Origin of the sequence: Photobacterium sp. Ph5, from assembly GCF_022129445.1 — a bacterium.
Taxonomy (GTDB): Bacteria; Pseudomonadota; Gammaproteobacteria; order Enterobacterales; family Vibrionaceae; genus Photobacterium.
The window spans coordinates 1-17,139 of sequence record NZ_JADQAQ010000033.1 but is presented as its reverse complement, the minus strand read 5'-3'; the positions used below and the strand labels follow the sequence as shown (position 1 = coordinate 17,139).

General features: G+C 36.8%; 13 protein-coding genes and 3 pseudogenes. 5 read left to right on the top strand and 11 right to left on the bottom strand.

Translation table 11 applies throughout. From position 1 onward, the window contains the following. Positions 1-2 precede the first annotated feature (2 nt). From dpdG to dpdE, 3 genes are read right to left on the bottom strand one after another with little or no spacing between them, the layout of a single operon-like run. Positions 3-992 (bottom strand): protein DpdG, encoded by a 990-nt coding sequence (dpdG, locus tag I3259_RS13340; protein WP_238030070.1) that lies wholly within the window; start codon positions 990-992, stop codon positions 3-5. Between the two features lie 2 nt (positions 993-994). After that, on the bottom strand, positions 995-3,376 hold the full coding sequence (dpdF, locus tag I3259_RS13335) for a protein DpdF (protein ID WP_269130328.1): 2,382 nt from the start codon (positions 3,374-3,376) through the stop codon (positions 995-997). 32 nt (positions 3,377-3,408) lie between these two features. After that, positions 3,409-6,498, bottom strand: a complete 3,090-nt coding sequence (dpdE, locus tag I3259_RS13330) for a protein DpdE (protein ID WP_238030068.1) — start codon at positions 6,496-6,498, stop codon at positions 3,409-3,411. A 462-nt stretch (positions 6,499-6,960) separates the two neighbouring features. Between dpdE and dpdA (I3259_RS13325) the strand changes: the two genes are divergently transcribed. The 5 genes from dpdA (I3259_RS13325) (at position 6,961) to I3259_RS13305 (ending at position 12,909) form a co-directional block, all read left to right on the top strand. Beyond that, complete coding sequence (dpdA, locus tag I3259_RS13325) at positions 6,961-8,214, top strand: tRNA-guanine transglycosylase DpdA (RefSeq protein WP_238030067.1); 1,254 nt, start codon at positions 6,961-6,963, stop codon at positions 8,212-8,214. Next, a complete protein-coding gene (gene dbpB / locus I3259_RS13320; RefSeq protein WP_238030066.1) occupies positions 8,208-9,326 on the top strand; it encodes a DGQHR domain-containing protein DpdB in 1,119 nt (372 codons plus the stop codon). The genes dpdA (I3259_RS13325) and dbpB overlap by 7 nt, the downstream gene beginning before the upstream one ends. A 69-nt stretch (positions 9,327-9,395) precedes the next feature. Further along, entirely contained in the window at positions 9,396-10,310 is a 915-nt protein-coding gene (locus tag I3259_RS13315) for a DUF6884 domain-containing protein (protein ID WP_238030065.1), read from the top strand. Continuing rightward, positions 10,307-11,701 (top strand): tRNA-guanine transglycosylase DpdA, encoded by a 1,395-nt coding sequence (gene dpdA, locus I3259_RS13310; protein ID WP_238030064.1) that lies wholly within the window; start codon positions 10,307-10,309, stop codon positions 11,699-11,701. Before I3259_RS13315 ends, dpdA (I3259_RS13310) begins: the two co-directional genes overlap by 4 nt. Further along, a complete protein-coding gene (locus I3259_RS13305; RefSeq protein WP_238030063.1) occupies positions 11,701-12,909 on the top strand; it encodes a DGQHR domain-containing protein in 1,209 nt (402 codons plus the stop codon). The genes dpdA (I3259_RS13310) and I3259_RS13305 overlap by 1 nt, the downstream gene beginning before the upstream one ends. 130 nt (positions 12,910-13,039) lie before the next feature. Here I3259_RS13305 and I3259_RS13300 read toward each other — a convergent pair. From I3259_RS13300 to I3259_RS13265, 8 genes and pseudogenes are all read right to left on the bottom strand, one after another. Continuing rightward, positions 13,040-13,213, bottom strand: a pseudogene (locus I3259_RS13300) (IS3 family transposase); the annotation flags it as partial. A 32-nt stretch (positions 13,214-13,245) separates the two neighbouring features. Continuing rightward, positions 13,246-14,793 carry an IS66 family transposase gene (locus tag I3259_RS13295; RefSeq protein ID WP_238030062.1) on the bottom strand — a complete coding sequence of 516 codons (1,548 nt, stop codon included), beginning with the start codon at positions 14,791-14,793 and terminating at the stop codon, positions 13,246-13,248. Between the two features lie 86 nt (positions 14,794-14,879). After that, on the bottom strand, positions 14,880-15,188 hold the full coding sequence (gene tnpB, locus I3259_RS13290; RefSeq protein WP_346015700.1) for an IS66 family insertion sequence element accessory protein TnpB: 309 nt from the start codon (positions 15,186-15,188) through the stop codon (positions 14,880-14,882). Positions 15,189-15,219: 31 nt separating this feature from the next. Then, positions 15,220-15,519, bottom strand: coding sequence for an IS66 family insertion sequence element accessory protein TnpB (locus I3259_RS13285; RefSeq protein ID WP_238030060.1), 300 nt, complete (start codon positions 15,517-15,519; stop codon positions 15,220-15,222). 123 nt (positions 15,520-15,642) lie between these two features. Then, a pseudogene (locus I3259_RS13280) lies at positions 15,643-15,810 on the bottom strand (transposase DNA-binding-containing protein); the annotation flags it as partial. Positions 15,811-15,948: 138 nt separating this feature from the next. Beyond that, on the bottom strand, positions 15,949-16,308 hold the full coding sequence (queD, locus tag I3259_RS13275) for a 6-carboxytetrahydropterin synthase QueD (RefSeq protein ID WP_238030059.1): 360 nt from the start codon (positions 16,306-16,308) through the stop codon (positions 15,949-15,951). A 59-nt stretch (positions 16,309-16,367) separates the two neighbouring features. After that, positions 16,368-16,604 (bottom strand): hypothetical protein, encoded by a 237-nt coding sequence (locus tag I3259_RS13270; protein WP_238030058.1) that lies wholly within the window; start codon positions 16,602-16,604, stop codon positions 16,368-16,370. Between the two features lie 188 nt (positions 16,605-16,792). Continuing rightward, a pseudogene (locus I3259_RS13265) lies at positions 16,793-17,065 on the bottom strand (IS30 family transposase); the annotation flags it as partial. Positions 17,066-17,139 lie beyond the last annotated feature (74 nt).

The following is a 17,139-nucleotide window of genomic DNA, read 5'->3' as shown; positions in this document are numbered from 1 at the left end:
TACTACGCTCTAATAAATCTGATGTTAGTTACTTCGGTAAGTGTCGTCTTTGGTAAAGTGAGTTCAAAACGCCTACTACTATCTGAACGTGCCTCCAAACGAAGCACATTCATCGACTCCAAACGAAACAGTGCTAGGCTCATTGACGAAGATAGGCGAACATTACCACTACGTGATACAAGTTCTGGCCTCTTGGTATTGAGATACTGTGGTAACTCATCTTGATATGCACCAGTATCAAAAATAGGTAGGATATTATTTAATTCATCTAGCAGTTCTTGTAGCGACATTTCATCTTTCGATTCAAAAATACGGCCCAAATGCCACTGTATAAACCTCGTAGGGTCAGCAACATAAGTGTCTTTACCAACGACTTCTAACAAACCAAGCAGATGTCCATAATTAATGACTCCAGCAGATTCATTACTTTTGTTGTAGGTAATTTTTGCCGCATCCGGAATCACGCTGCTGACCATCAGTTCATAAGCACCACTAGCTGTAAAAGGATTATTCTTACCGAAAGTGATTTCTTCTTGATATAAGAAAAAACACATCGCTAATACAAACAACGAAAAGTCTTTAGATAAGTCATCATCTTTAAAATAATCATTCAATGAGATAGTCAACTCACCATCTTGAATGTACTGTTTAGAAATGACATCAATAATTCGTTTAGGTAGATTTGCAGAGTTACAAAGCGGACTGGTTGCTGAGTATGTTATTTCTTGTTCTGACTTTGACACTTCCCATAACCCATAATTTCCCCAAAAAGACAGAGACTGGCCCATCTTTTTCTGAGCATTTAGATTAGGCTTTAAAGAACCGTCTGATTCTTCTCTCAAATAAAGGCCATCGGGCATAGATGAACTAAGTAATTTAGATTCTAATATTTTTGCATCACTGTTTTTGGACTTCATGTTGTTCAACAATTCATCAATTAGTTGCAAGGTAGGGATATGACTACCTGGGTGTGCGTTATTAATAATTGCCATAACTATATCTTCGTCAATGTATTGATATTCTTAATATTGTTGCTCGACTCCCACCATCTTCTATGGGGGTTAAACGGATCTTTCAGTTCAGAGTTTCCAAAGAAGTAGCTAGGAAATTTTTCCATTAAGGTGAATGGCACCTTTATACATGAATGTGAATACACTTCATCCTGCACAATAAACTTACTGTATTCATATAAAGCCGAGTCATTATCCTCGTACACATCAAAGGGAGTATAAAACCAAACATTACGAATAGAGGAATCCAAATAAGGTTTTGCTTGCTGTAGAAAGTTTTCGCTACAAACGAGGGTGGTTACTTCACCACAGTTCACTTTCAGCTTGAACAGATCCATCAAACGCTCAACAGAGCATGGGGTTGAGTCAAAGTAATACTGCTCAAGACTATTTGAACCATCTGAGGGTTGGGATACAGTGAAAACATCGCCGACTAAGGTCTTACTTGTCGCCCTTCCATTTTCAACATCTCTTCGACCACATACTCTCAATGGCATGAAGTTATCTAGCGTAAAACTAACTTGCAAAACCTCACCAAGAGACTTTTTATCCATTACCCAGTCAAGTAATAATTCACTACGCTTCTTGAGAACCGTATTTTCTTGAGATCGATGAGTATCAACCAGCCCTTCCCATGTAGTCTTAATGACATGTCTATCATGCAGAACCTCTACAACAACTTTATTGGTAAAATCAGACCAGAATTTCGCCCAATCATCTTCGTTATCTGGGACTAAAGAAGCATCTGGATAGCATAAGTACAACAAACCAGCTCGTTGCATAAGCAGGAGTGTTTTCCAATTCCAGGTTTCATTACCATCAGAGTTTTTTTCTATATGGTCGGCTTGATTATTTACTTGAATTTCAAATAAGTTATCGCCAACCTCCGAACGTTGTTTCCACATTGAGTTCCAACGTTTAAAGCCAAGTTCAATCCCTATTTTTTTACTGTGGCTACGGTTAGTCAGTTGCTCTTGATGGTAAATAACTTCACAATAAGAAGCTTTTCCATCACGACCACTACGACCAATTTCTTGATAATACCCATCAATATTTTGGCTCAGTCCAGCATGAATGACGGTTCTTACGTCACCTTTATCCATCCCAACACCAAAAGCTGTTGTCGCTACTATAATATCTAGGTTATTGGCATCCCACTGTTCAATGATCTCTGAGCGTTCAGTGTCTTCTGTATCACCAGTAAACAAGCGGACTCTATTAACCCCTTTTTCAGAAAGCTCTTGATAAATATCATCACACTCTGTCTTTGTAGACGCATATACGAGCAGAGGCTTAGGAGAACTAAGTACTTTATCCACCACCGTCTGAATATAATTCTCTCGTGAAACTTCTTGTTTTATACAAATCGGCTCTGGGCGTAAGAAAGCGCCATTTATCAAAGTAGGAGTCGTTTGGGGATCACCAAACAATGCTTTAATGGTTACTAAGGACTGATCCGTAAATGTCGCAGATAAGAATACCTTTCTAAAACATCCGCCTTTCTTTTTCAGTGCTTGTAAAAGCGCCCCCAACTTTTGAAAGTCTGGACGAAAGTCATCACCCCACGTATCGATCAAATGTGCTTCATCAAAAACGATATTCTTGAGAATCTTCGCTTCAACAGCTTTAAACAGAGTCGGTAAGATTCCACTTACCATAGACTCAGGCGAAACAAATAATACTCTCTGCTTCCCGGATAAAATATCAGCTTTGATTTGCGCTTTAGCATCCTTGCTTAATTCACCACGCCAAGCATACTCTGTACAAGGTTGATACCCCATTCTGGTGATGGATTTCCTCATGCGCTTCGCTTGATCTAAAGCAAGTGCTGTCGTGGGTATTACCACGACAGTTAACTCATCTGAACGACTGAAAGCCGTTAGCGTTTCGGTAATAAGTGTCTTACCACAACCGGTTGGCAAGTTCACAATCACGGTCGCATCTGGCTTTGAGGCAAGTGTCAATCTTACTGCTTCACGTTGTGCTGGCGTTGTGTAAGTGTCAAACGGCAGGTTTAGTCTCTCTAACACTGGGTCATGTGGTGGTTGCTCGGAATAACGCTTTATCACCTGTTTATAAATAGGATCAGCATACGCATCTACAGCACCCGGTTCCAAAGCGACAGAATCAGAAATTGGATCGAATTTTAAGCCAGCACTAATTCCAGCGGCCAACTCCTCTTTAGTTGGTCTTTTGCCAAGTCTCAAGCGCGCACTATCTAGATCATCTTCTGTTGCCAGTAAATCTTTGGTTAAATACCAGAACTCTGTCAGTGTTAATTCCGGAGAATCCAATGCCTGTATAAAACGGCTCTTGAATTGAGAATCAAAAAAGAACTCAACCTCTGACTTAAGGTTTTCTAACATGTAATTTGGATAAAATTCACAGAATTTCATAGCTAAGAACCAATCAACAATACATACTTCAAAGTCAGCAACTTCGCTTTAGAAACAACATCCTCGAATTCACTTTGTTGTTCAAACTTCTCGATAGCAAGTGCCTTGCTCTTCTCAAGTACTAAGTCTAATGCACTATTAAATCGGTCTTTATTCGCTAACGTTTCAACTAACTGCCATACATCAGTATTACTAACATCAGATTGGATAGTGATATTAGTGTCTTGATAAGGTACTGGACTGCTACCAATCTCTATTTGAGACTGTTTCGTGCTGTATCCCGCTTTAATTAAGGTTGCCATATTCTGTACAGTAAGCTTGCCATTTTCACCAAACACCTCTTGGTAAACAACCGGTGGATATTGAGAATCAACCGCGAGTTGTTCAGATGCAGAATACGTCTCACCTTCGACTAACCATTGCGGAATAAAATACAGCGATGGTTCTTGCTTAATTGGGATCTGACGGATAATAGCACTGCAGTTTCCTAACGGTGATAACAAAGAAGCCTCAGCAATCGCATCAACAAATGGTTGCCCGTATCGTAATGGGTAACTGCCATTCCTCACACTATTCAATCGTGACAAAGACAATTCTTGAGTCACTGGCGATGAGTAATCTGATGCTTCAATATCAAGGCCAACGATACATTTGTCGATTAAAGTTGACGAGCGCATCTTTGTCAGGCCCGATATGTACTTAAACCGATAAAGATCCTTGGTTTCGCCTCGTAGTTTTTGAAATAAAATCCCTTCCGTAATCCAATCTGTTAATGAAGATGACTCTTCAAAAACCTCATCATCATTGCGTATTTCTGCTAATAGTTTTTCTGCCTTTTCTGCATCGATATCTACCGTTGCAAGCTTAGCGATAATATCTAAGTGCTCATACGTCTGCTTTGTCTTATCTTTTAGCTTTACTTCAGCATCTTCAAATGCAAGGTAGCCCTCTTCCCAAACCGCTGGCCACACTTCTTGGTTTAGCAATGTATCAATTTCATCTTGAATATTGGCACGATAGTGAGAAAAACAACCTACTCCCATCGTCAGCGCTTGGACCCACTTACTATACAGTGTGGCTCTCTCCGTCGATAAAATCATAGTATCGATAGGGCACACTCCCGTCGACAATGCACTGTATCGATTCAAGCGACCATTGCGCTGCTCAATGCGACTGATCTCCATTGGAATGCTGTAATGTATCGCTAGGCGACGCTGTCCCTGGAGGTTCAAACCATCTTCACCTTTTTCATCACAAACCAAGACTCTTACCGCGCTATCGGTAACAAAAGCAGGAGTTTTGCCTTGTTGATGACGTTCTACACCAGTTGAAATGTTATCAACAAGGAACTGATACACATTGTCGGCAGTTAAACAATCTCCACAAAAAATGACTGCCTTACCGTCAGGCATATCCTCTAACCATTTTGTTAGCGCAAATGCCGTTGATTTGTTTTTGCTTAATTGCTCGCAATCAAATTGCTCTAGCATATACTGCCAGTGAGAACGTTCATCACTGGTACAACTCACTGTTTTCAGATAGCGATCAACTGCTGATTTGAAAGAAATTGGACTGGTTAGCAATGCTTCAACTAACTGCTTAAACTGTGAGATGTTCAATTGCTTAAACGCGTCATTGCCCACCATTTCAGAGCGATACTGTTCAAAATGCTCATCTAGGTAAGCTTCATTGTTTGGTGCATTCCATGTAACCGTTTGAACAGGATTTAGGCCTGGGAACAGGTTTTCAATTTCATTAACGTCATTATCTAATAGACCTGTTGATCTCGAGGTACGAATCATTCGGTAACTAAACAGGCACTTATTATTCAAATAAGACAACAACTCACCAATGAGACGATCACGTAACTCAAGGTCTTTTTCAAGTGCAAACATGTTAACTTGAGGAAGCAACGCTTCTACCATTACTTCTAAGTTAGGGTCTCCAATATCCAGATCCAATAAGTCATTGAGTGAAGTATAAAGAAGAAAGTCTTCATTCTCTGGTACAAAGATACGGCTTAACTCACGAATTCGATCTTGAATAGGCAGTAACTTATTGAACAGTTCAATCGTTCTATCGATCAATGGAAAGTCATTGGCATTCAATAAGTGCAGCAATGCCAAATAAGCCGAATCGTGCCCAGCCATCGGCGTTCCCGTTAGCAACAGAGTTACGCCTGAATGATTGGCAAGCTTAGAAATAGCAATAAATTGCTCCCTCTCTAACCATTTCCCATTAAATGGATAACTTGAAATTTGATGCGCCTCATCAATAACCACCATCGTTGGATCGAATGCGTACGTCAGCGCCTGAGCATAGGTCAAAATATGAATATTTGGATCAGCATTATCTTCGTCTGTATTGAGTAACGATCCAAGATGGAAGCGATCTGATAATTCTCTCACCCATTGATGAGTCAGTGCCTCAGGAACCAATACAAGTACCTTTGATTCTCGTCCTCGTTCTAATACATGCTGACGAATGATAAAACCGGCTTCAATCGTCTTACCGAGACCAACTTCATCACACAGCAAATATTTCTTTTCTGAGTCCTTAAGGACTTCATAGACAGCGGCTAATTGATGCTTTTCTAACTCAACCGAACTCGACAGCAACGCTGAAATTGAACGACAAGAACGTCTCTGAGCAAAATACTCTTGATAGAAATTAGCTAATGCATTACACAAAAAAGGAGATGACGCACCTTGCCCCTTCAAAAATTCTTCAACAACAAATTTCTCGTCAGGATAGGCATTAGGAATGAATAAATCACCGAAATCATAAACATCTTTCATTTCTCTAGAAAAATAGATAAGCGCTTGCTCATTTGGTCTTTCACCTTGGTAGTGCCCCATTTTCCACGAAGAAGAACCAGGGAACAGCACAAACACCTCAGTATTTAATCCAAGAGATGTTACTAATCGAAGGTCTGTAGCAGAAACATTAACTATATTAGCAAATGGTCTTAGCGGAGAAGCAAAAAAGCCGACATCAGCAGATGAAGTTTCTTGATTTATCGCGACTATTTTTCCTATTCCACGAAACGCATTTGAACTTTTAACAAGAGAGCCCACTCGAACTGATGGCATATTGACCTCAATGTCATAAAATAGATATAGACAATGCTTATTTGTCATTAATGTTTAATAGAGTTATTAAATTATTCATTGAATATACAAGACCATTAAAAATTCAAATTAAGAACTTAAAAATAGATAAATGAGTAATTATCAACGATAACTGATAGAAAATTTAATATTCAAAAAGATAACATAAGTAATTTATAATTACTGCGCTGTGATCAATGTATTATTTACTAAACAAAAATAACACCCTCTCAAGTTAACAATAATGAAAACTTTATCACATAAAATCAATAAGCATCAAGTTGCAATAAATATCTAAAATACACTAAACTTATAGTTTAAAAAAGCAAACTACTAGAAAATAATGTAAAATATTATTTCATAAAAAATTTAATAATTTTTTATTGTTATGATTACTAGCTACTTCAAAACTATTAGACTATAGTTATGACAAAGGAGGTTAATATGAATTTTTTTTTCCCTGATAGTCATGATTTTATTGATCCTTCCTTTGATTTTTATACAGAAAAACGTAGTCCATATAGAATACGGCAGCGCGACGACCTATATGCCCATGAAGCAATGCTTCAGAAACCTTATGATGGATTGCTAATATCAAAAGCATTCATTGATGGTATTCCTGATTCACCAGGTAGAACACAATACTCACCTCAGCAAAAGTTTCGATTCTACCGAGAAAGATCTCACACTTACTTCCGCTTACCTAAAAATATGCTTGTTATGGGCGATTGTGGAGCATTTGCTTATTCAAATCTAACAAAACCACCGTTTACAACAGATGAAGTAATAGAGTTTTACTGCAATGCAAATGTTGATCTGGGGATATCTTTAGATCATATTGTCTTTGATTATGAAAGCAAGAATTATAAAACTGGCAGAGTAAAAAAAATAAGCAAAGACCGTATTTTAAAGGCAAAAGAGAGGATAGAAATATCACTATTTAATGCTGAAGAGTTTATTAAAAGATCTAAAAGTCTAAATTTCATCCCCTATGGTGTTGCTCATGGTTGGAATAATGAATCATACTTATACTCAGTTAATAAACTCCAAAAAATGGGCTTTAAAAATATTACTCTTGGTGGGTTAATACCTTTAAGAAGTGATAGTGTTTTATCAATCCTTGAAGATTTAAAAATAAAAACAAAAGCAAATACAAAATATCATTTATTAGGAATTAACAGACTTAATTATTTAAAAAAATATCAATCTTTAAATGTTTCAAGTATTGATAGCACTTCTCCTCTAAAGCAAGCATTTAAGGATAGATGTAATAACTATTATTATAATCATAAGAATTATATTGCAATAAAAATCCCTCATCCTGAGAACAACAATAATTTAAAGAAAAAAATATCATCAGGGAAATTATCTATAGAGAACGTAAGAACATTAGAATATAACGTATTAAACAATCTAAGATATTACGATAAAAATAAAATAAGTTTAGAAAAGACACTAAATTCAATTATTGCTTATGAGAAATTATATTCAGGTAAAATACCAAATAAAAAAACAATAAATAAATATATTGAAGTTCTATCTGATAAACCATGGAAATATTGTAATTGCGACATCTGTAAATCATTAAGTATTGATGTGATTATAATAAGGGGTTCAGAGTGGAATAAAAGAAGAGGGTTTCATAATCTACATGTTATTTATAAGATGTTCTCTATATTAGGTAATGAATCATGTTAAAAAAAACCGCTATAAAATTAAACCAATCTCCAGAAAACCCTGTTTTTATAACAAAAATGAATAGAAAAGAAATAAATAATTTTTGCAGAATTGAGAGAATACATAGAGGAGATGATAATGAATTATATGGGTACCAAAGAACACATGTATTAAATCATATAGAAAAAATAAAAGAATATATTAATTCAGACAACTCTATTATACCTAATTCTGTTGTTATTTGTTTTGACTCTAGTGTGACTTTTACACCATTTCCAGATAATAGCGATTTGGGAGAAATTAGTATTCCTACACTGTCAAATCTATCGACAGGAAATCCTCCCGGTTTTATTGTTGACGGCCAGCAGAGAATAGCAGCATTAACAAGCAGTTATAATGATAACTTTGAATTACCCGTTTCTATATTTATTAGTGATGAACCTAGTTTTCAGCGACAACAGTTTATTCTTATAAATGCAGCAAAGCCATTATCCAAATCACTAATTTACGAACTCCTTCCTCATACAGAATCAACATTATCCTATGATATGATGAAGAAAAAAATACCATCAAAAATAACTCAAGATTTAAATTTCAATCCTAACTCCCCACTATTCAAATTAATTAAAATGATAACAAACCCTAATGGAGTAATCGCTGATAATTCAATAATAAAAATGGTAGATAGCAGTATTAGAGATGGAGCAATCTATGATTTTAGAGACTTGGAGAGTGGCAATATTCAACTAAAATCATATTCGATTATTTTAAAAACGATTTCAACCTTTTTTGAAGCCGTAAAAAATGTTTTTCCTGATGACTGGGGACTCCCCCCCAAGAAATCAAGATTATTTCATGGGGCGGGAATACAAGCGTTAGGACAGTTATTTGATGAATTCTATTATGACTTTATTCATCACGAACAAAATGATGATATGTTAAATTTCTTTGAAAAACAATTATATACTATAAAACCTTATTGCCATTGGCATGAAGGATATTGGAACTTTGGGAAAGACAATAATGGTATTGACTTAATAAAAAAATGGAACCAAATACAAAACTTATCTAAAGATATAAATATACTTACTAATCATCTTGTAAAAATTTATCATAAAAACAAGCATACATAAGTATTCTTTGACAAGTAACTTAGACTTATATATACCATAAATTTAATATTTAAAAATTTAAATTGTTAGATGAAAAACATTCACTTCATTACTACTTGTACAGCTCGAAAGTCGGTTATACCATCTGATAAACAGTGCTTGAATAATTACAAAAATAATAATTATTTGAACTGGTTTACACAACTTGGTCCATATGGACAAGAAGGGGTACTAGTATCAGTTGATGAGTTATATACAGGGCAAAGTTTTAAAATTGCAAAAAAAACTTGTGAAGAACTAAACATTGATATGCATGTGTTATCAGCAGGTTTTGGCCTTCTAGACTCCAAACAAAAAATTCCACCTTACAATGCTTCATTCTCACCAAGTAAGCATAAAGTTCCATCACCTACCAACCAGTGGTGGAAGAAAGTCACTACAAATGAATACTTTAATTTTAGCGGTTCGATAAAGGACCTATTTAAAGATCACCCTAATGATACTTTTATCATCTGCTGTGGGAAGGAGTATTTATTTGCAATCAAAGATGATCTTCACAATGCCATCACATCACTATCTGATACTGAAAAACAACTGATTGTTATCTGCTCTGATATCAGTAAAATGTCCGCTGCTATTAAGAGTAATTGTATAAAGTCTGATTCTAGATTTAAGAATGTACCACAACAAATTTTCAACAATAGTTCTATAACAGATAGAACATTAACGACACATGTAGGGTGTGTCGTTATGAAAATGTTAGTTGATGGTTCAACAGTTAATAGCATTATTAATGAGTTAAATGAATTAGTTAAAGATGTAGCACCCCCAACGAAACCCAAAAGACAGCAACAATCGGACGAATTCATACTAAATTTTATCGAAAGAGCCTTAAAAGATACGCCTAATATTGGATGTGCTTCATTACTGAAGCAGTATCAATCACAAGGAAATGCTTGCCTAGATACTCGTTTCAAAGCTCTTTTCAAACAGGTAGTAAAATGACCAAATTCAGTTTTTTTTTCCCAGATAACAAAGATTTTGTAGATCCAAAATTTGATGGTCGAGACAGTAGCCGTACAAAACATCCTCGAGTATACGATGATGATGTTTATCCTCATCAGATTTTAAACAAATTACCTTATAACGGTATGCTGGTATCTTTAGCTGGCGTTGGCACAATGCAAAAGCGGGGAAAATACTATGAAACTGAGCTAACAGAAGACTTTTACTTCAAAGGTGCAAGAGAATTTCTTCGTTTAAACACATCACCACAACTAAAATCAGTCATGTTAATGGGAGACTGTGGAGCATTTGACTATGCCAATGAATATGAGCCCCCATTTACCATCGATGAATTGATTGAGTTCTATGAGCGAGGAAAATTCGACTACGGTATTTCACTCGACCACATTGTATTTGCATTTACTAATGACGAAAATGTTCTTGATGAAGATACAGTCAAAGAAGCTAAACGTCGAATAGCAATTACATTAAAAAATGCTGAAGAATTTCTTGAGAAGTCTAAAGGAAGATCATTTAAACCATATGGTGTCGCCCATGGTTATGATATAGATTCGTTTGTGGCCTCAGTAAAAGCACTAGAAGACATGGGATACAGACGAATAACGATCGGTGGTATGGTAAAATCTAAAACAGATGACTTACTTAAACTACTCGATGCTCTAGGGAAAACAAAACACCCTGACACTGTTTTCCACCTTCTTGGCATTTGCCGTTTTGAAAATATCCCTGCTTATGTTAAAGCTGGTGTCACTAGTGCAGATAGTACCTCACCTCTCATGCAAGGACTGAAAGGTGGTAAATACTATTGGATCAATGAAGAATCGAAAAAGGTTGAAGAGTATGTATCAATACGTCTTCGTCAATGCGACCATGATAATGTTCAAAAACACATTGAAAAAAATCGAGATTCGCTGCAAGCACTTATCATTCAAATGCAAAGAAATGACGAATTTGACATTGATTTATCAAACTCTTCACTATCAGTCAATGAATGCCTTAAACGTCTAGAGACAGACTGTATAAGCAAACTAATCGAGTTTGACAAGACAGGGTATGATATTGATGGCACGTTTAAAGCCATTATGGCTTATGAAAAAGTTACAAACGATGCATACCTAAATGAATCAAAACATGCGCAATTAGCAAAAGAAAGTGAGAAATATCGTAAGTTCTTAAACATGCGTTTATGGAAAGAGTGTCGATGTGGTATCTGTGAGAAGGGTCTAATGAATATTATTTTCCGTTCAAATCAAACCAATCGTCGCCGTGGAATTCATAATCTTGCTATTGTGACTCAGCATAAAGATATTGTATTAAATACTTTAAGTAGCCAAAATTTACAACAGCCAGTAATCGAAGAATTGTTCTAATGAATCAAGTATTAAAGATAAAAGTTATTAAAGAAACAGTAAATGGCGTAACTGTATTTACTGGCTGGGTAGAAGGTAAGAAAGTTCGAGATGTAGCTAAAATTGTACATTTAACTCGTGAAGGTGAATTCATTAATGGCTACCAGCGTAACGAACTACCGAAACACATAGAATCTATTACTGAGTATGTTGAGTCTCCTAATTCAACGATTTTAGCGAACCTCGTTATCGGTTTTAACAACACTGTCTCATTTGAACCATTATTTGAAGGTTCTGAGTTTGGTTACTTAAACGTACCATATAATCCAGAGGGAGCTTCTATTGATCTTCCTGGTTCAATCGTTGATGGTCAACAACGCTCTGGTGGAGTAAAAAATAGTTGTCATGATAGCTATCCTCTACCTGTATCTATTTTCATTTCAGAGGATGATACTGACTACATTCAACAATTCTTAATTCTTAATTTGGGTAAACCTCTTACATCAGTACAATTAAATGCCCTTGCTTTATATAATGATATTTATAAGCCTGCATCTTTAGAGGTAAAAGCATTTCCTCTTTCAGTAAGTGAAGAACTTGGTTTCAAACGTAAAGATTCTCCTCTTTATTTATTAATAAAATCAAATGGTAATAAAGATGGGCTTATCGCTGAATCATCAATCACCGACTTTATAAATAATGTTGAACGCCAAATACTTCAACTTCTAGATGTTCGAGTACACCAAGAATTATCCGCATCAGAAAAAAGTAAATTTATTACCGTTATCAGTAACTTCTGGAATGCTGTAGCTGAAGTTTTTGAAAACGATTGGGCAAAAAAATCACGCGACATGAAGAAGACATATATAACACATGGAACTTCTATCGCAGGATTCTCTTATCTATGCCGGCATATGCTACGTGTTTTTCAAGAGCCTAGATTATGTGAAGAGTTAACATTATCAAATATTGGTACTGGTAATGATATCCCATCCGTTAATTTCTTTATAAGCGAATTAAACATCCTAGTAAACGATTGTTACTTCAACAATGGATATTGGCCCTTAGGTAAAGAGTTATCACACGATGGTACAAAAACCGACATTGTACGAAAATGGAATGGGTTCCAAAACACCAGTTCAGAAAAGCAACTATTTGCAACCAACCTTCTAAAGCTATATGAAATCAAAAAAGGTTTTAGAAAAGACTACGCTATATATCGCAACTAAACGAAAGGTTGCCTAGAAGGCCTGTCTCTTGATCACAAGTCATTGTGTTCAAGAGACTTAGCTAGCTCATATCCTTCAAGGATGGTTTGTAACCTAAACCATCCTTGCCATAATGCCTTTACAGAAGCAATCCAGCAGAACCATTACTTGCAGCATGTACCTCTTTGATTAAACTACACAGTTTAATCAATTCAAAAGAAATAGATTTTGGGCGTCTTTGCCAATATTTATAGCTACTGCGATGAACATCGAATACGTTGCATAACGTTGTTATGCTGTGGCTCTTCCTGAGTTTCTCGATTAACGGTAAGCGTCTAATTAAGCAGTGAGGCCTTATTAGGCCTCATCGATTAGGAAGTTCCAGGGCATAAGATCAGTAAGATCATCTTGCGAAGTGCGGGTTGGTAGCACTTTGAATAAGTGCGCAAAGTAGTAATACGGATTGATATTATTAGCACGACACGTCATCACTAAGCTATACAGATTAGCGCTCGCTGTTGCTCCTTCGACCGACGTCGAGAACATCCAGTTTTTCCGTCCCGTTGTAAACGGGCGGATGTCCCGTTCAGTGACATTATTATCGATACTTATATCGCCATCCTCTAGATACGTGAGTAACTTTGGCCATTGATTAATGGCATAATTCACTGCGCCGCCTAGCTGACTTTTAGGTAATATTTTATCTTGGGTTTCAAGTAACCACTCATGGAATTTATCTAAGATGGGTTTCGATTTTTGTTGACGTAATTGGTGTCGTTCAACCGCACTTAATCCTTTCGCTTCTTGCTCAATGCCATACAATTTGGCGATAAAATTAATCGCTTTTTCGACTCGACCTGATTTTTTCTTCGGTTGGGCTTTTTGTGCATCCGTAAACTTACGTCTAACATGTGCTAAACATCCCGCTTGGATAACATTCTCCAATCCATTATAAGCTTGATAACCGTCAGTCAGCAGATAGCCAGAGTAATCACCCAAGAAGTCTTTCACGCATTGACCAGCGCGACTTGGCTGATAGTCATAAATGACAATGGGTTGCTCAACGAACTCACCGCTGCGATAAACCCACATGTAAGATTTACTCTGTGCACTTCGGTCTTGCTCACGCAATACCTGAACAGTGGTTTCATCTGCGCAAATCAGTTTATCTTTCAATAAATGTGTTCTCATTGCTTCAATGATGACATTTACTTTATTGCCCAACTGTACACACCAATTAGATAATGTACCGCGACTTAACTCAATGCCTGATCGCTTTAATATCTCGACTTGACGATAAAGCGGCAGCGCATCAACATATTTAGCGGTCACAACAGCGGCAAACGCTTCAGGTGTCCCCATACTTTTAGGGATCATATTGGCAGGCTTTGGAGCTGTGATGATTTTACTTGTGGTTTGCGTTTTCTCGCATTGTCGACAAGCGTATTTAGTTCGCTCATGGCGTACGACACTGACTTTTTGCGGGATGATTTTTAGCTCTTCCGATGTTTCTATACCACACTCATGCAGAGGTTCATGGCAACAATCACAGTAAGGTGTATTAAGTTTGTGTTGATGAACTTCACGCTCTAGCTCTGCAGGTAATGGATTTCTGCCTTTTTTATGATGTTTTGGGGTTTGTTTTGGAAGGGCATTTTGTTGCTCAGCTTCATTAAAGGTACCTTTCGGCTCTTTTTCACTTTTAGCCGTGAAACGCTTAGATTTACTCAGATTAAGTTGTTCTAGAAGCAACGCCATCTTATTTTCTAACTCAACCACTTCCTCTGCTTGAGTTTGAACTGTTTTCTCTAATGTAGCGATAGCTTCATCTTTATATTGATTTTCTTCCTGAAGCTTCAGCAACATAGCTTTGAGTTGTTCTATATCATTAGGAAGTTCGGTCATAGTTAGGGCTCGTTGTTACTCATTCCCACTTAGTCTGACAGTGAAAAAGGATCGTTCAAGTCCAATATGATGATCAGTATCCTAGCTCACACTTCTCGCCCATAAAGGGGCTGATGAGCGTTAGGGTTTTCAATGTTGAGTCCAGATAATAGCCAGTTTAGTTGTTGAGTGGATATATGAATATGACCTGATGGCGTTGGTTTAGGCCATTTAAAACGACCTTTTTCTAAACGCCGATAATAAAGCCAAAATCCATTTGTATCCCAGAAGAGGATCTTGATTTTATCTTTGCCGCGATTACAAAATATAAACCATGCACTGCTTAATGGATTCATTTCGAGCGCATCTGCGACAATAAGAGACAGGCCATCAATCGACTTTCTCATATCGGTGATACCAGAACAAGATAGACAGCACCACTTGGGATCATTGTAGCCCCTTAAGCCATGTCTGAATCTGAATTAATGTCAGTGACGCTGGTAATTCCGCACGAATTCCATTGGGTAGATGAATAACCACTATTTCACCATTTAAAATGGGTGGTTCACTGATAACGACTTGATGGGCAATTTGTTCATTATCAGTTTGTTCAATTTTCTTCATCCAATAATGAAAATTAGCGTAATTGATATCGTTCTGTTTGCAAAATTGCGGTATTGAAATACCACTATCTTGCTGCTGATTAACGATAGCTGTCCAATACTGGTGTTTTTCGAATTGTGTCATAGTTCCTCCTTTTAGTCGGAAAAACTATGACAAAAGCGGGCTTTAATTAGAATGTGTGGTTAATTAGGCGCTTACAATGATATCACCTCTGAGTAGGTGTCCAAATTTAATCTACCACTACAAAGCCCCTTCCATATCTGCAGGGGAGATGATGAGTTTTGAGACGGGTATACCAGGTTGCTCAGCCAGTGAGGCGGCAAAAGTGACGAGTCTTTGAGTTCGTCTTGGGTCATTAAGGTCAGCTTGACCGAATTGTTTTTGTGCCCAAAGAGTTGGTTCTATATAGGTCATGATAATCATCCTTGTCATTGCTTTGATGATCAGATCATGAAACGTAAAATTAGTTCAAAAAAATCCCCAAGCTGCAGCTTAGGGATTTGTGTATAAGAGACAGGCCTAGAAGGCAGCCTTTTTTAATAAATAATTTCACTATGGTGTGTAAATGCATCCTGCTGTACAAGTTTCTTTTACTTCAACTTTACTTAACAAAGGTAGTAACGGTTTTGTCTGTTCCCAAATCCATTTAGCTAATACTTCACTTGTAGGATTCTCTAACCCTTTAATATCATTCAAGTAATGATGGTCTAGTTGTTCGTATATAGGCTTAAAAAGCTTTTTCACATCAGCAAAATCAATTAACCACCCCGTATTAGGGTCTATGTCCCCACAAAGGTAAAGGCGAACTAAAAAGGAATGCCCATGTAACCGTCCACACTTATGTCCATCAGGCACATATGGCAGTTTATGCGCGGCTTCAAACATAAACTCTTTATAAATTTCAATTCCCATTTAAATTCCGACAGTTAGCTCTAAATTAGAAAAGATCCTACCACATATAATAAATAGAATTAATAATTAGAATTTTGCGAAAAGTAAAAATGTTCATCTGGTAACAAATGACATGTCAATAATCCCTGTTCTTCAAAATCTTTACAGCACTTCAAGCAACAATCGACTAACTCACTTGAAACACTAGATAATTTCAAATTATGGGCTAAAGTTCTAGCCAATGTCTGATGACTAAATCCACCATGAGAGTGAGTGATGATATCTTGTATATATGCTTTATAGTCATTAGTAACCATAGAATACTCCTTTCAGACTCCTCATAAATATAGACTAACCACGGTTAACAATGCAGTCTATAAATCAATCTACTATATAGATAAATATTATTCTGTAAGAATTATCATAATTTCTAATATTTTCCTTTCTGAGATTAAATATTCATATTGCTCCCGAATTCAACTTCGAAGTGCGACACTCTCTAATATCAAGTAGCCATTGCCATCTCTTTGAAAATAAGGGCTGACTGCTTGAATCCTAAACACTTTTTAGGACAATTTTAATCCTTGATTGAGCAAACTGAATATCGTCATCCGTCACCGTTCTCAGGCCCGTCCCTTTCTTCACATATTGCCTTAATAGACCAATTGGCGTTTTCATTTGCGCCTCGCTCCTAAGAGTTATACGGGTGAGCAAAATACCAATCTGCATCCAGCGCCTCTGCGATCTCTTGATGGCCTGCGAACTCTCTGCCATTGTCACGGCAGTAATCGTGTGTATGTAGTGGTACATTAAATTTGGCCACCTACTCAGAGGTGATATCATCACCTCTTA

What these genes read in the sequence shown, in the direction of transcription:
- dpdA (WP_238030064.1), top strand. Translation starts at nt 10,307, where the DNA reads ATGACCAAATTCAGTTTTTTTTTCCCAGATAACAAAGATTTTGTAGAT.
- dpdE (WP_238030068.1), bottom strand. Translation starts at nt 6,498, where the DNA reads ATGCCATCAGTTCGAGTGGGCTCTCTTGTTAAAAGTTCAAATGCGTTT.
- dpdG (WP_238030070.1), bottom strand. Translation starts at nt 992, where the DNA reads ATGGCAATTATTAATAACGCACACCCAGGTAGTCATATCCCTACCTTG.
- I3259_RS13295 (WP_238030062.1), bottom strand. Translation starts at nt 14,793, where the DNA reads ATGACCGAACTTCCTAATGATATAGAACAACTCAAAGCTATGTTGCTG.
- I3259_RS13315 (WP_238030065.1), top strand. Translation starts at nt 9,396, where the DNA reads ATGAAAAACATTCACTTCATTACTACTTGTACAGCTCGAAAGTCGGTT.
- I3259_RS13305 (WP_238030063.1), top strand. Translation starts at nt 11,701, where the DNA reads ATGAATCAAGTATTAAAGATAAAAGTTATTAAAGAAACAGTAAATGGC.
- dpdF (WP_269130328.1), bottom strand. Translation starts at nt 3,376, where the DNA reads ATGTTAGAAAACCTTAAGTCAGAGGTTGAGTTCTTTTTTGATTCTCAA.
- I3259_RS13285 (WP_238030060.1), bottom strand. Translation starts at nt 15,519, where the DNA reads ATGACACAATTCGAAAAACACCAGTATTGGACAGCTATCGTTAATCAG.
- I3259_RS13270 (WP_238030058.1), bottom strand. Translation starts at nt 16,604, where the DNA reads ATGGTTACTAATGACTATAAAGCATATATACAAGATATCATCACTCAC.
- dpdA (WP_238030067.1), top strand. Translation starts at nt 6,961, where the DNA reads ATGAATTTTTTTTTCCCTGATAGTCATGATTTTATTGATCCTTCCTTT.
- queD (WP_238030059.1), bottom strand. Translation starts at nt 16,308, where the DNA reads ATGGGAATTGAAATTTATAAAGAGTTTATGTTTGAAGCCGCGCATAAA.
- dbpB (WP_238030066.1), top strand. Translation starts at nt 8,208, where the DNA reads ATGTTAAAAAAAACCGCTATAAAATTAAACCAATCTCCAGAAAACCCT.